Raw genomic sequence first — 14,966 nt, forward strand, 5'->3', positions numbered from 1 at the left:
TGCCCGGTCAGCACGGGAAAGAAACGGGCCCCGGCGCGCCGTTGCGCCGGGGCCCGAGCCAGGGGGGATCACACCACCGCGAGCGGCAATGCGGTCGGGTGCACCGGAGCCGGAAGGTCCGAAGCACCGGTCAGGAAGGTGTCCACCGCGGCCGCCACCGAGCGGCCTTCCGCGATGGCCCACACGACCAGCGACGCGCCTCGGTGGGCGTCGCCGCAGACGAAGACTCCGGGGGTTTCCGTCTGCCAGTCCGAACCGCACGACAGGGTGCCGCGGCGGTTCAGGGTCAGGTCCAGGCCCTCCAGCAGCGGCATTTCCTCGACGCCTTCGAAGCCGATCGCCAGCAGGACCAGGTCCGCGGGCAGCGTTTCGACCTCTTCGGTGACCGGGATGACCTCGCGGCGGCCGGTTTCCGGGTCCTTCCGCACGCGGACTTCCTGCAGTTCCACGGCTTTGACGTGCCCGTTGCCGTCGTCGACGAAGCGCTTCACGGCCACCGCGAACTTCCGCTCGCCCGCTTCCTCGTGCGCCGGGTAGGTGCGCAGGATGTACGGCCACGTCGGCCACGGCGACCGCTCGTCGTCGCGGGTCTGCGGCGGCATCGGGTACTGGTCGAGCTGGGTGACCGACAGCGCGCCCTGCCGGGTGGCGGTGCCGTAGGAGTCCGCGCCGGTGTCGCCGCCGCCGATGATCACGACGTGCTTGCCGTTCGCGTCGACCGGGGACGGGCCGTCGCCCTCCACGAACTTGTTGGCCGGCACCAGGTGTTCCATCGCCAGGTGGATGCCGTCGAGCGAGCGGCCCGGCGTCGTGCGGTCGTCCCGCCCGCGCAGGGCGCCGACGGCGAGCACCACCGCGTCGTACTGCGCGCGCAGGTCCTCCACCGACAGGTCGACGCCGACCTCGCAGCCGGTGACGAACTTCGTGCCCTCCTTGCGCAGCTGCGCGAGCCGGCGGTCGAGGACCTTCTTCTCCATTTTGAACTCGGGAATGCCGTACCGCAGCAGGCCGCCGAGCCGGTCGTCCCGTTCGAACACGGTGACCTCGTGGCCCGCGCGGGTCAGCTGCTGCGCGGCGGCGAGCCCGGCCGGACCGGAGCCGACGACGGCCACCTTGCGGCCCGAGGACACCTCGGACACCTGCGGCTGCACGTATCCGGCTTCCCACGACTGCGCCGCGATCGTCTCCTCGACGCGCTTGATCGCCACCGGTCCGCCGGACAGCGGCGAGATCGACAGCACGCAGCCCGCCTCGCACGGAGCCGGGCACAGCTTCCCGGTGAACTCCGGGAAATTGTTGGTGGCGTGCAAGCGATCGCTGGCCGCCGCCCAGTCGCCGCGGCGGACGAGGTCGTTCCACTCCGGGATCAGATTGCCCAGCGGACAGCCGGAACCGCCGGAATGGCAGAACGGGATGCCGCAGTCCATGCACCGCGACGCCTGCGTGCGCACCTGCTCGTTGCGCTCCTCCGGCGGCACGTCCGCGTAGACCTCGCCCCACGAGGAAAGCCGTTCCTCGTAAGACTTCTTCTTCGGTTCCTGCCGTTCGTACTTGAGAAAACCGGTGGGGTCAGCCACGAGCCGCCTCCGTGTTCTGCGGGATACCCGCGCCCAGCCGGCACTCGTAGCCGCGGCTCCGCCACTTGTCAGCCACGAGCTGCCTCCATGATCGCTTCGTCGACGTCGCGGCCGGCCGCACGCGCTGCCTTCGCCGCATCGAGGACCCGCTGGTAGTCGCGCGGCATCACCTTGGTGAACGCCGCCGCGCGCCGGGTCCAGTCGCCCAGGAGCGACGCGGCCACGGCCGAGCGGGTGAGGTCGTGGTGCTTCTGCACGATCTGCTTGAGCCAGGCCAGATCCTCGGCGTCCGGCGGAAGCAGGTCCACCATGTCCTGGTTGACCTTCGCCCGGTCCAGGTCGAGCACGAACGCGCTGCCGCCGGACATCCCGGCCGCCAGGTTCCGCCCGGTCGGGCCGAGCACCACCGCGCGGCCGCCGGTCATGTACTCGAACGCGTGGTCGCCCACGCCCTCGGCCACGACCGTCGCGCCGGAGTTGCGGACGCAGAACCGTTCGCCGACCTGGCCGCGCAGGAACATCTCGCCGGACGTCGCGCCGTAGGCCAGCGTGTTGCCCGCGATCGTCTGCTGTTCGGCGGCGAAGCTCGCGGCCGGGTGCGGGCGGACCACGATCCGGCCGCCGGACAGGCCCTTGCCGACGTAGTCGTTGGCGTCGCCGACCATGTCCAGCGTGATGCCGCGCGGGAGGAACGCGCCGAGCGACTGCCCGGCCGACCCGGTGAGCCGCACGTGGATCGTGTCGTCCGGCAGGCCCTCGCCGCCGTAGCGGCGGGTGATCTCCGAGCCCAGCAGCGTACCGACAGTGCGGTTCACGTTGCGCACCGGCAGTTCCAGGCGCACCGGATGCGCGTCCTCCAGCGCCGCCTCGGCGAGCTGGATGAGCGTGCGGTCGAGCGCGTGCTGCAGGCCGTGGTCCTGTTCGCGCACCCGCCGTTTCGCCCCGCCGTACGGCGTTTCGGCGGGCATCTCGAAGATCGGGCCGAGGTCGAGCCCCGAGGCCTTCCAGTGCCGCACTGCCTCGTCGGTGTCGAGCATCTCGGCGTGCCCGATCGCCTCGTCGAGGGTGCGGAATCCCAGCTGTGCCAGGGTTTCCCGCACTTCCTCGGCGACGAACTCGAAGTACCGCACCACGTGGTCGGCCTGTCCGGTGTAGCGCTTGCGCAGCTCCGGGCTCTGCGTGGCGACGCCGACCGGGCACGTGTCGAGGTGACAGACGCGCATCATGATGCAACCCGCCACGACGAGCGGCGCGGTCGCGAAGCCGTATTCCTCGGCGCCGAGCAGCGCCGCGATCACGACGTCGCGGCCGGTCTTCATCGCGCCGTCCACCTGCACCGTGATCCGGTCGCGCAAACCGTTGAGCAGCAACGTCTGCTGCGTTTCGGCGAGCCCGATCTCCCACGGCGTCCCGGCGTGCTTGAGCGAGTTCATCGGCGACGCGCCGGTTCCGCCGTCGTGCCCGGAAATCAGCACGACGTCCGCGTGCGCCTTGGACACGCCCGCCGCGACCGTGCCGACGCCCAGCGAGGACACCAGCTTCACGTGGATCCGGGCCTTCTCGTTGGCGTTCTTGAGGTCGTGGATCAGCTGCGCCAGGTCCTCGATGGAGTAGATGTCGTGGTGCGGCGGCGGCGAAATCAGCCCGACGCCCGGCGTCGAATGCCGGGTGCGCGCGATCCACGGGTACACCTTGTTCGGCGGCAGCTGCCCGCCTTCGCCCGGCTTCGCGCCCTGCGCCATCTTGATCTGGATGTCGTCGGCGTTGACGAGGTACTCGCTGGTGACGCCGAACCGGCCGGACGCGACCTGCTTGATCGCGCTGCGCCGCTGCGGGTCGTACAGCCGCTCCGGGTCCTCGCCGCCCTCGCCGGTGTTGGACCGGCCGCCGATGCGGTTCATCGCGATGGCGAGGGTTTCGTGCGCCTCGGCCGAAATCGAGCCGTACGACATCGCCCCGGTGTTGAACCGGCGCAGGATCGCCGACGCGGGCTCGACCTCGTCCAGCGGGATCGGCTCGCGCGCGCCCTCGCGGAACTTGAACAGCCCGCGCAGCGTGCCGCCCTCGCGGTAGAGCCGGTGCACCTCTTCGGTGTACTTGCGGTAGACCTCGTCGCGTCCGGTCTTCGACGCGTGCTGCAGCAGGAACACCGTCTCCGGCGTGAACAGGTGCAGCTCGCCCTCGCGGCGGTACGCGTACTCGCCGCCGGTGTCGAGCCCGCGGTGGACCCGGTCGGTCGGGTTGTCCGGGTACGCCCGGCGGTGCCGCACCGCGACCTCTTCGGCGAGCACGTCCAGCCCGACGCCGCCGAGCTTCGACGACGTCCCGGTGAAGTACTCGTCGAGCAGTTCCTGGCTCAGGCCAAGGGCTTCGAACACCTGCGCCGCGGTGTACGCGCCGACTGTCGAGATGCCCATTTTGGACATGATCTTCAGGACGCCCTTGACGAGCGCCTGCACGTAGCTGCGGATCGCCTTCGCCGGCTCGATGCCGGTGATCGCGCCCTGGCTGATCATGTCTTCGATGGTTTCGAAGGCAAGGTACGGGTTCACCGCCGCCGCGCCGTAGCCGAGCAGCAGCGCGATGTGGTGCACCTCGCGGGCGTCGCCGGTCTCCACGACCAGCGCGACGCGCAGCCGCTCCTTGGTGCGCACCAGGTGGTGGTGCACCGCGGAAACCAGCAGCAGCGACGGGATCGGCGCCATCCGGTGGTCGGAATCGCGGTCGGACAGCACCAGCGTGCGCGCGCCCGCCGCGATGGCCTCGGACGCGTCGCGGCGCACCCGCTCGAGCGCCGCCGCCAGCGCGTCCGCCCCGCCGTCCACTTCGTACAGTCCGGAAAGGACGCTGCAGGCGAAACCGGGCAGGTCGCCGTCGTCGTTGATGTGGATGAGCTTGGCCAGCTCGTCGTTGTCGATCACCGGGTACGGCAGGTTCAGGTGCCGGCACGACGCGGGCCCGGGGGCGAGCAGATTGCGCTCCGGCCCCATGATCCGGCTCATCGACGTGACCAGCTCCTCGCGGATCGCGTCCAGCGGCGGGTTGGTCACCTGCGCGAAGTTCTGCTTGAAGTAGTCGTACAGCAGCCGCGACCGCTTGGAGAGCACGGCGACCGGGGTGTCCGACCCCATCGACCCGATCGGCTCGGCCCCGTTGGCGGCCATCGGCGCGAGCAGGATCTTCAGTTCTTCTTCGGTGTAGCCGAAAGCGAGCTGGCGGCGCAGCACCGAATCGTGGCTCTGCACCACGTGGTCGCGGTCGGGCAGCTCGGCGATCTTCAGCAGCCCGGCGTGCAGCCAGTCGCTGTAGGCCTGTTTGCGCGCGAGCGCGGACTTGACCTCTTCGTCGTCCACGATCCGGCCCGCCGCGGTGTCCACGAGGAACATCCGGCCCGGCCGCAGCCTGCCCTTCGCGACGACGTTTTCCGGTGCCACGTCGAGGACTCCGGCCTCGCTGGCCAGCACCACGCGGTCGTCGGCGGTGCGCCACCAGCGCGCCGGGCGCAGGCCGTTGCGGTCGAGCACCGCGCCGACGAGCGTGCCGTCGGTGAAGGTGACGCACGCCGGACCGTCCCACGGTTCCATCAGGCTGGCGTGGAACTGGTAGAAAGCACGCCGTTCCGGATCCATCGTGGGGTGGTTTTCCCACGCCTCCGGGATCATCATCAGCACCGCGTGCGGCAGCGAGCGGCCGGCGAGGTGGAGCAGCTCCAGCACCTCGTCGAAGGACGCCGAGTCCGACGCGTCGGCCGAGCAGATCGGGTACAGCCGGGAAAGATCGCCCGGGAGCACGTCGGATTCGAGCAGCGCTTCCCGGGCGCGCATGCGATTGCGGTTGCCGCGGATCGTGTTGATCTCGCCGTTGTGCGCCACGAACCGGAACGGGTGCGCGAGCGGCCACGACGGGAAAGTGTTGGTGGAGAACCGGGAGTGCACGAGCGCGATCGCGCTGGTGAGCCGGGAATCGCGAAGATCGGGGAAGAACCGGGGCAGCTGCTCGGGCGTGAGCATGCCTTTGTAGACGATCGTGCGCGCCGACAGCGACGGGAAGTACGTGCCGCAGCCGGACGCGAGGCTTTCGTGCTCGACGCGCTTGCGCAGGCAGAAGGCCAGCCGGTCCAGCTCAAGGCCGGTTTCGCCGTGCGGGGACGACACGAACAGCATCGCGAAGTGCGGCATCACCGAACGCGCGGTGGGGCCGATTTCCGCGCCGTCGGTGTCCACCGGGACCTCGCGCCAGCCGAGGACGGCGAGCCCTTCTTCGGCGGCGATCCGTTCAGTGAGGCCGATCGCCTTGCGGCGCTGCTCGTCGTCGGCGGGCAGGAACGCGATCCCGGCGGCGTAGGCGCCGCGGCCGGGCAACGGGAAGCCCGCCTCGGCGCGCAGCAGTTCGTCGGGCAGCTGCAGGAGAATCCCGGCGCCGTCGCCGCTCGTCGGCTCGGCTCCCGCGGCGCCGCGGTGGTCGAGGTTCGTGAGCGCGGCGAGACCGTCGGTGACGATGCCGTGCGTGCGGCGGCCCTGGACGTCGGCGACCATGGCGACGCCGCAGGAATCCTGCTCGGTGTCCGGGTCGTACAGACCCTGCTTGCCGGGGATGGCGGAGAAGATCATGGAAAAGGGACCTCCTTCGTCGTTTCGTGCGGTGGCCGGCGAACCGGCCGCGGGGAGCGCACGGGACGACGATGGCCCGCTTGTTAGCGCGACTTTAACACCTGGGAAACACCCCAGCAGCGCCTCGGAGCTCCCCGAACGGGGAAGAACGGTAACGATCCGGCAGCGCGGAACGACATAGTTCCGGATGGATTCCCGATGCTTCGGTCCGCGAAGCATAAGCCCCCGGGCGGCCCGGCGCATCCCTCGCGTGACGAAGTCGATGCGCCCGCTTCGTCCCCTTCGCCCGATCTCCCCAGGTAATCGCACCAATTTCCGGGAACCGCCCACACTCGGTGACCGTCGGTTGCCATAGTGTTCGGCAACCGAATAGCTCACGGGGAGGGCGGTTTCTTTCATGTCCGGCATAGAAGTCGACGTCGAGACGATGAACCAGTACGCCGAGGTGCTCGACAGCCTCCACGAGAAGATCAGCAAGATCAACGACTACATGCGCTCCACCGCGTGCGACACCTCCGGGTTCACCGGCCTGTTCGTGGTGCTGCAGCCGGTGGTGCAGCTGGTCGCGAACCTGTACGGCGGCACGCTCGACTTCGGACACTCGCGGCTCACCTCGCTGTCGGAAGGGGTCAAGCAGGCGGCGCAGGCCTACGCGCGCCACGACGCCAATTCCGCGCAGCTGCTGCAGCAGTTCGTCGACCAGTTCGACGGCATCGACTCCGGCCGCGGCGCGGCCTGATGCGCATCCGCACCACACGGTTCTGACGAGGGGGAACAGACATGGCACGGCACGGCGGCGGACACGGCGGCGGCCACCACCCCGGGGGAACGGGGACGACGCATCCGCCGTCCCGCCCGGGCGGAAACCAGCCGCATCCCGGCAACCAGCCGCATCCGGGGAACCAGCCGCCTCCCGGCGGCAACCAGCCCGGTCATCCCGGCAACCAGCCGCCTCCGGGCGGAAACCAGCCCGGGCATCCGGGCGGCCAGCAGCCCGGCACCGGTCCGGGCGGACGCCGTCCGTCCGGAGGGGACGACCAGACGCATCCGAGCGGCACCGGCGGCAACTCCGGCGGCGACAACGGCAACGGCCGGGATGGCCGGGATGGCCGGGACGGGCGGGATGGCCGCGACGGCCGAGACGGCGGCGAAGAAGGCGGCGACGGCCGGGGCCGCGACCGAGGCAACGAGGGCGGCGACGAAGGCGGCGGCCGGGGCGGCGACGAGGGCGGCTCCGGTGGCGAAGGCGGCGACGAAGGCGGCTCCGGCAGCGAGGGCGGCGAAGGCGGCGAGGGCGGCGGCAACGGCGGAGAAGGCGGCACCGGCGCTTCGGGCGGCGAGCCCGGCGGGGTGCCCGGCAGCGCCGGGGAGTTCGACCGCGGCGATTCGATCGTCGAACTGCTGCAGCCGCCGGAAGACACCTCCGGCGACGACGTCCAGGCGCTGGTGAAGGACGCCGGCGTCGAGGTGATGGCCGTCGAGTGGGTGTATCAGAAGTTCACCGGCACCACGCTCACCCAGCAGTTCATCGAACCGCTCACCGGCGACTTCTCGAAGATGTCGGCCGACGCCGAGGCGTGGCGCAACATCTCCGAGGCGATGAAGGCCTTCTCCGAGGTGATGGTCGCCAACGAGAAGATCGTCAGCGATTCCTGGCACGGCATGGCTTCCTTGGAGCACAAGGCGTACGTGCAGGCCGGATGGCGGGCCGGGCTCGCCGCCGAGGCCGGGATCGCGTCGCTGATCGCCAAGGGCTTCGACCTGCTGTCGGACACGTCGAAGAAGCTCGCGGCCAAGGCGCTCGACCTGCTGAAGAGCCTGATCGACCGGCTGCTGGTGATGGCCGCCGAGGCGTGCGTCCCGATCGCGGGCTGGATCGCCGACGCGATCACCGCGCTGTCCGAGCTGATCCCGCTGATCAACGCGCTGATCTCGATCATCGAGATGATCCAGGACATCATCACGCGGGTCCAGGACATCTGGAACTCGATCAAGGACATCGGGTCGCAGCTGCAGAAGATCAAGGACGTCGGCAGCATCGGGGATCTGGTCGACATCGCGAAGAACATCGGCGGCGACGTCGGCGACATCAAGGACAACGCCAAGGGCATCGGCCAGGACGCCAAGGACGCCGTGCAGGCGGGCAAGGACGGCGTCAACGAGTCGCGCGAGGCGCACGCGGAGAACCGGCGCTCGCGCGAAGGCGGCGACGACGACGGCGACCGGACTTCCGGCGACACCGGCGACCGCCGCTCCGGCGACGAACGCGACCGTTCGCCGGGGGACGGCGAGCGCGGGCAGGGCCAGCGGTCCCAGCCGGACGGTCCGCAGCACCAGCCCCCGCAGAACCAGCAGAACCACCAGCCGCCGCAGCAGCCCAGCCATCCGCCGCAGCAGCCGAACCACCCGCCCGCGAACCATCCGCCGTCCCATCCGCCCCGTCGCTCGGCGAGCGGCCGGATCCACGGCCGCATCGACTAAGGAGGAACTGCCGAGATGTCCCATCCCGTCACCGCGGACGATTCGTGGAAGACGCCGGAGCTGCGGGAGGCCGAGGCCGCGCTCGACCGGACGGTCCGCAAGTCCCAGCAGCTGCTGAAGGACCTGGAGAAGATCAAGCTCCGCCCGCTGCCCAAAACCGACACCCCGGAGCGGGTCGAGGCGATCAAGCGGGCCGCCTCGCGTCCGGACGCCCCCGCGCAGCTGCGGCTGATCAAGCGGAAGGTCGACGCGGGCGAATTCTCCTGGGAGGACGTCGCCGCGGGCCGGGCCTTCGCCGACCCCGAGGTCCGCGCGCTCGCCGACGAGAAACTCAGCGAGGCCAAGGAGATCCTCCAGGAACTGGAGGAGGGCCAGAGCCCCGAGGAAATCCTCGAGGCCCGCACCGGCGGGGCCGGGAACCCGTTGGCGGACACCGGACGGGCGACCTATCCGGACTCGCCGGACAAGCCCGCCGGCTTCTCCGCCGCGGACCCGCTGGCGAGCAGCTCCCGGCCGCTGCCCCCGCCGCCGCCCGCTCCGGAGCCCGACGAGTACTCGAACGACAATCCGCTCGCCGACCGCACTCCGCCTCCGCCGCCCGCTCCGCCGCGCGAGGAACCGCCCGCTCCTCCCGCACCGCCGCGGCATCGCGCCCCGGAACCCGAGCCGGAGGACGATTTCGCCGACCCCCTCGCCGACCGGGGCGACCGGCCGAAGCGGTCCGCACCGCAGCCGCCGCCCTCGTCCGGTCGCCGGGCCCGGCGACCGGACCCCGGGGATGACGACGACTACTTCGGCGGCTCGTTCCTCGGCTGAAGCCCGCGGAAGTCCGGGAAGGGAAATCTGATTCCCGCAGAGGGTGTTGCGGAACGCGGTGATCGCCTCGGTGTGTCGACTGCGGCAGCCGACGTGGTGTGGTGATCATCGGGCCGGGTGTGCGTCTAGCTGGTGTGTCCGCGGCGGTGCAGGACCGCCCCGTAGCCCGCCGGATCCTGACCGGGATCCGGCGGGCGTAGACATCAACGACTAACCACCCAGATTCCGCAACACCCTCTCCGGGTTCCCTTCACGGACTTTCCGCCGCCCGCACAGAAATGAGGCCCCGCCCGACCCGGGCGAGGCCTCACGTGCCGAGCGATGCTCAGGATTTCTCGGGGTTGCCGTTCTCCCCCGAGGAAGACCCGGCGTCCACCGTGTTCTCGCCTGGCTCCGGCTTCTCCGCCGTTTCGTCCGAAGCGGACTCGGCGTCGTCCCGCTCGTCTCCCTTGCTGCGCAACGTTTCCGGGGCCTCGCGCGGACCGCGGTTGGCCGCGACGATGAAGTACGCCATCGCGCCGAGGAACAGCAGGATCGAGGTCCACACGTTGACCCGCAGGCCGAGGATGTGGTTGGCGGTGTCGGTGCGCATCAGCTCGATCCAGCAGCGGCCGACGGTGTAGCCCGCGACGTAGAGCGCGAACGCGCGGCCGTGGCCGAGCTTGAACTTGCGGTCCGCCCACACCACGAGCAGCGCGACGAGCAGGTTCCAGACCAGCTCGTACAGGAAGGTCGGGTGCACCGGGCTTTCCGGCAGCGGGATGTGCCCGGTCGCGATGCCGCCGAGAGCGTCCGGGGCCCCGGTCTCCGGGTTGAAGCGCTGGTAGATCTCCAGGCCCCACGGCAGGTCGGTGTGCGCGCCGTACAGCTCCTGGTTGAAGTAGTTGCCGAGGCGGCCGATCGCCTGCGCGACGATGATGCCGGGCGCGATCGCGTCGGCCATCGCGGGCAGCGGGATCCCGCGGCGGCGGCAGGCGATCAGCGCGCCGACCGCGCCGAGCGCGACCGCGCCCCAGATGCCGAGTCCGCCGTCCCAGATGGCGAAGGCGTTCCAGGGGTTCTTGCCCTCGGTGAAGTACAGCTCGGGATCGGTGATGACGTGGTAGAGCCGGCCGCCGACCAGGCCGAACGGCACCGCGAACACCGCGACGTCGAGGACGGTGCCCTTGGTGCCGCCCCGCGCTTCCCAGCGCCGCTCGCCCCACCAGATCGCGACGATGATGCCGGCGATGATGCAGAGCGCGTACGCCCGGATCGGGATCGGGCCCAGGTGCCAGACGCCTTGGTCGGGGCTCGGGATCGTGGCCAGGAATGCTGCGGAGTACACGCGGCCACCGTAGCGCGTCGGGCCCCGGTCGTGGTCCCGGTGCCGCGGAACCCTGGGTCAAGACCCGGTCACGGACCGGTCACGGCCGCCGCCGGTCAGCCCGGATACTCCTGGTCGGAGGCCGCGGCGAGGTACCCGGCGAGCAGCGCGTCCGCGACCTGGCCGACCGCGGAGTCCTCGGGCAGGAACGTTTCGCCGTGCAGGCTGGGCGCGCCCGCGGTCTCGCCGAGGCCGACGAAAAGCATCAGGCCGCGGATGCCGTCGCCGCAGTAATGCGCGAAATCGTCCGCGCCGAAGGACCGGAAATCGACGTCGACGTCCGCGCCTCCGCGTTCCAGCCAGGTCCGCGCGGCGGCGGCCAGCGCCGGATCGTTGACCAGGACGGGTTCGCACGGGCTGATCCGCAGGTCGGCGGTGCAGCCGTAGGCGCGGGCGGTGGCGTGCACGATCTCGTCGAGGGCTTCCAGGGCGCGTTCGCGGTCGCTCGCGCGCATCAGCCGCAGCGAACCGAACGCGGACGCCGTGTTCGGCACGATGTTCGCCGCCGTGCCCGCGCTCACCCGGCCGATCGTGCAGACCGCGCCGTGCATCGGGTCGATCCGGCGGCTCGCGATCTGCTGGAGGCTCACCACGAGGTGGCTGAGCGCCAGCACCGGGTCGTGCAGGAGGTGCGGATACCCGGCGTGCCCGCCCTGGCCGTGCAGGACGACCTCGAACTCGTCGGTCGACGCGTTCACCGGCCCGGGCGCGGCCGAGACGACCCCGTACGGAAGCCGCGGCTGGACGTGCGCGCCGATCACGGTGTCGATGCCGCGCTCTTCCAGAATGCCCGATTCGACCAGGTCCAGCGCCCCGGACGGCGACGTTTCCTCTCGCGGCTGCAAGATCGCGTACAGCGGACGCGGGACTTCCACCCGGCGCGCGGCTCGGCAGACCGCGGTCAGCGCGGCGAGGTGGACGTCGTGGCCGCAGGCGTGCATCAGACCGGTCTTCGCCGCCCACCCGACCCCGGTGCGCTCTATTACCGGAAGTGCGTCCAGCTCGGCGCGCAGAGCTACCGCCGGGCCAGGGTGCGGTGCGGAGATTTCGATCAGCCGTCCGGTTTTCGCGACCCGTTCGCCCTCGCCGAGCGCCGCGGCCACGAGCCGGGCGGTGTCGTCCTCGTCGCCGGACGCGCGCGGGTCGGCGTGAATCCGATGGCGCAGTTCGACCGCGGCGGGCAATTCCTCGGCCAGCGCGGCGCGCCAGGCCTCGACGAGGTCGTTCATTTCCGCTCCAGCCGGTAGATCCGGGCCGCGTTTTCGTGTCCGGCCAAGCGAGCCAGCCGGACCGCGTCCACTTCGGACAGTGCGTCGGCGGCGAGCGCGGCGCGCAGGAAGTCCGACAGCCCTTGCCGGAACAGCGCGGTGCCCAGGTGGTACAGCTCGGCCAGGCCGAACGCGTCGGTCGAGAACAGCAGTTTTCCGAACGGCGCCAGCTCCAGCGTCTCGGCCAGGATCGCGGGCGCGCGGAAGCCCGCGTTGTGCGTGATGAGGCCGACGTCGACGAAGACGTGCTCGAAGACCTGCGCGAGGTAGGCGGCGTTGCGGTGGAACGGGTAGTTGTGCAGCAGCAGGACCGGGACGCCGGTTTCGCGGGTCGCGCGCAGGAAACCGGTGAGCCGCAAGGGATCGCAGCGATGGAGGTCGACGTCGGAGTCCCCGTAGCCGACGTGGAACTGCACCGGCAGCCGCCGGTCGATCCCCGCCCAGATCAGGTGGCGATGCAGCACCTCGTCAGCCAGCCGGACGGGTTCGCCCGCCTCGACCCGCGCCAGCCACCGCCCGGCCGCGGCTTCGACCTCGGCGGGAGCCGGACGTTCCCCGGACAATTCCAGCCCGACCCGGTAAGCCGCGATGGACTTCACACCCACCGCATTCGAGGTGCGACGGTCAAGCTCCGCGGCGAAGTCCTGAGCGAACCGGGCGGCGGTGGTGCCGCGAATGACGTTCTCGGCGACCTGTTCCAGCCGGACGATGTCGTGCGCGCGGGCGTCGGCCAACTCGGCGAAGTCTTGCGTGGTGGTGAGGGCTTCGGGGAGGAAACCGCCGTCCAGCAAGTAATCCGTGCTGCCGGTGCCGCGTAGGAATCGCTGGTTGACCTCTTGTGCGCCGAGTTCTTTACGGCGCGCGAGATAGTCGTCGGCCGGAGCGTGCTTCGGCAGATCGAGGACCGGCGCGCAGCGCTCGCGCATGGCGAGGCCGATCAGCGAATCGAACAACGACGTCCCGAGCGGCGACACGGTGTCCGCCTCGGTAAGCATCCGCTCGAACCCATCGCGGTCGAGGTCACCTGTGCGCACACCGTGGCAATGGTGGTCGACCAACGGCAGGTCCGCGACGAAATCCAGCAGTCCGGTCATCTGTCTCCCTCAGCAAGCCTCTCCCCCACCCTACGGGCGAATCCCGGTGCCGAGGTGACCACGGCGTAGAAGGTGTACGTGCCGAGAAGGCCGATACCGGCCACGACGCCCGCGCGCGGGCCGAGGGTCGCGCCGACGAGCGCGTAGACCGATCCGGCGTGCTGGTCCGCGGCGGTTTGCTGTGGATTGATGTTCGCGGCCATGCTGGGTGCCATGAGCGCGACGGCCTGCCAGACTGACAAGGTGCGCCGTAATTCGGGACGGTTTCCGGACACGGAAGCGCTCCGTTCCCCGCGGAGTACCCAGTGAACATCCGAGGCGCCGGGAACAACCAGCGCCGACCGGTTAAACCTCGTCCTGTGAAGGAGCGCGCCTTGCCATCCATCCCTTCGGGACTCGACCGCGACCGGCTCGCGGAACTCGGCGCTGCCGCCGCCAGCCGGATGGAGGGGGCGGGCGTCGAGCTGGTCGCGCTGAGTTTCGTGGACAACTCCGGGATTTCGCGGGTCAAAGCGGTGCCGGTGGCGAGGCTGGCGAAGGCGGCCGCGTGGGGCGTCGGCGCGTCCAACTCGTTCGATTTCTTCCTCGGCACCGACAGCATCGCGAGCGGCGAGCACTCCCTCGGCCCCGTCGGCGACCTGCGGCTGCACCCCGACCTCGACGCGCTCACCGTCCTCGCCGGGCAACCCGGCTGGGCGTGGGCCCCGGCGTGGCGCTACGACCAGGACGGACAGCCGCACCCGCAGGACAGCCGCGCGCTCGCCGCGACCGCGGTGGCCCGACTCGCCGAGCGTGGGCTGACCGCGCGGATGGCGTTCGAACTGGAGTGGATCGCGACCGACGCGGACGGGGTCCCGCTGCCCGGCCCGGCCTACGGATACTCGCGGCTGAGCGCGAACCACGAGTACCTCCGCGCGGTTGTGTCCACTTTGGACCGTCGCGGGGTGGAGGTGGAACAGATCCATCCGGAGTACGCGGCGGGCCAGTTCGAGCTGTCGATCCCCGCCACGGATCCGGTGCGGGCAGCCGATTTGGCAGTGCTGACAAGGGAAACGGTCCGCACGGTGACCGCCGAGCACGGACTGCGCGCGTCGTTCACGCCGAAGTTCGAGCCCGGCGGCGTCGGCAACGGCGGGCACGTGCACCTGAGCCTCTGGGACGGCCGGCGGAACCTGTGCTCGGGCGGCACTGGGCCGTTCGGGCTGACTTCGGCCGCGGAATCCTTCGGTGCGGGGATTTTCCGGCGGCTGCCCGCGTTGCTGGCGGTCGGCGCGCCGTCGGCGATCAGCTATCTGCGGCTGGAACCGCATCATTGGGCAGGCGTGTTCACCGCGTGGGGGCTGGAAAACCGGGAAGCGCCGCTGCGGTTGGTCCGCGGCGCGGCCGGGCAGCGGGACACCGCGGCGAATCTGGAGGTGAAGTGCTTCGACCTCACCGCGAACCCGTATCTGGTGGTAGCCGGACTGCTGTTCGCCGGGCAGGCGGGCATCGACGCGGAGGCGCGCCTGCCGGAACCGGTCGGCGTGGACCCGGGATCGCTCTCCCCCGCGGACGCCGCGGCGGCTGGCGTCGCGAGGTTGCCGGAATCGTTGGCGGAGGCGGTCGACGCCTTCGAGGCTGACGACGTGCTGCGGGCCGCGTTCGGACCCCAGCTGGCCACCACGTTGGCGGACGTGCGCCGCGCCGAGGTGGCCGAGCTGGGATCGCTGGAACCCGCGGAACTGTGCCAGGCCATGCGTTTCCTGCACTGAACC

At 70.7% G+C, this 14,966-nt stretch carries 10 protein-coding genes; 4 read left to right on the forward strand and 6 right to left on the reverse strand.

Annotated elements, in window-relative coordinates; all coding sequences use genetic code 11:
* Positions 1-68 precede the first annotated feature (68 nt).
* Both F9C11_RS38065 and gltB read right to left on the reverse strand, forming a co-directional pair.
* Positions 69-1,577 (reverse strand): glutamate synthase subunit beta, encoded by a 1,509-nt coding sequence (locus F9C11_RS38065; protein WP_409182192.1) that lies wholly within the window; start codon positions 1,575-1,577, stop codon positions 69-71.
* A gap of 68 nt (positions 1,578-1,645) precedes the next feature.
* Positions 1,646-6,187 carry a glutamate synthase large subunit gene (gltB, locus tag F9C11_RS38070; protein WP_409182193.1) on the reverse strand — a complete coding sequence of 1,514 codons (4,542 nt, stop codon included), beginning with the start codon at positions 6,185-6,187 and terminating at the stop codon, positions 1,646-1,648.
* A 397-nt stretch (positions 6,188-6,584) separates the two neighbouring features.
* Between gltB and F9C11_RS38075 the strand changes: the two genes are divergently transcribed.
* Genes F9C11_RS38075 through F9C11_RS38085 form a run of 3 tightly spaced genes read left to right on the forward strand, consistent with a single transcriptional unit; the run spans position 6,585 to position 9,484 of the window.
* On the forward strand, positions 6,585-6,926 hold the full coding sequence (locus F9C11_RS38075; RefSeq protein WP_409182194.1) for a hypothetical protein: 342 nt from the start codon (positions 6,585-6,587) through the stop codon (positions 6,924-6,926).
* Positions 6,927-6,967: 41 nt separating this feature from the next.
* Positions 6,968-8,668, forward strand: coding sequence for a hypothetical protein (locus F9C11_RS38080; RefSeq protein WP_409182195.1), 1,701 nt, complete (start codon positions 6,968-6,970; stop codon positions 8,666-8,668).
* Between the two features lie 15 nt (positions 8,669-8,683).
* A complete protein-coding gene (locus tag F9C11_RS38085; protein WP_409182196.1) occupies positions 8,684-9,484 on the forward strand; it encodes a hypothetical protein in 801 nt (266 codons plus the stop codon).
* Between the two features lie 325 nt (positions 9,485-9,809).
* Here F9C11_RS38085 and lgt read toward each other — a convergent pair whose 3' ends face one another.
* From lgt to F9C11_RS38105, 4 genes are all read right to left on the reverse strand, one after another.
* Positions 9,810-10,811, reverse strand: a complete 1,002-nt coding sequence (gene lgt, locus F9C11_RS38090) for a prolipoprotein diacylglyceryl transferase (protein ID WP_409182197.1) — start codon at positions 10,809-10,811, stop codon at positions 9,810-9,812.
* Positions 10,812-10,906: 95 nt separating this feature from the next.
* Positions 10,907-12,079, reverse strand: coding sequence for a M20 family metallopeptidase (locus tag F9C11_RS38095; RefSeq protein WP_409182198.1), 1,173 nt, complete (start codon positions 12,077-12,079; stop codon positions 10,907-10,909).
* Complete coding sequence (locus tag F9C11_RS38100) at positions 12,076-13,212, reverse strand: amidohydrolase family protein (RefSeq protein ID WP_409182199.1); 1,137 nt, start codon at positions 13,210-13,212, stop codon at positions 12,076-12,078. Before F9C11_RS38100 ends, F9C11_RS38095 begins: the two co-directional genes overlap by 4 nt.
* Complete coding sequence (locus F9C11_RS38105) at positions 13,209-13,487, reverse strand: hypothetical protein (RefSeq protein ID WP_409182200.1); 279 nt, start codon at positions 13,485-13,487, stop codon at positions 13,209-13,211. The genes F9C11_RS38100 and F9C11_RS38105 overlap by 4 nt, the downstream gene beginning before the upstream one ends.
* A 168-nt stretch (positions 13,488-13,655) precedes the next feature.
* Between F9C11_RS38105 and F9C11_RS38110 the strand changes: the two genes are divergently transcribed.
* Complete coding sequence (locus F9C11_RS38110; protein WP_409187067.1) at positions 13,656-14,963, forward strand: glutamine synthetase; 1,308 nt, start codon at positions 13,656-13,658, stop codon at positions 14,961-14,963.
* Positions 14,964-14,966 lie beyond the last annotated feature (3 nt).

This window comes from Amycolatopsis sp. VS8301801F10 (assembly GCF_046195355.1).
In the GTDB taxonomy this organism is placed as follows: domain Bacteria; phylum Actinomycetota; class Actinomycetes; order Mycobacteriales; family Pseudonocardiaceae; genus Amycolatopsis.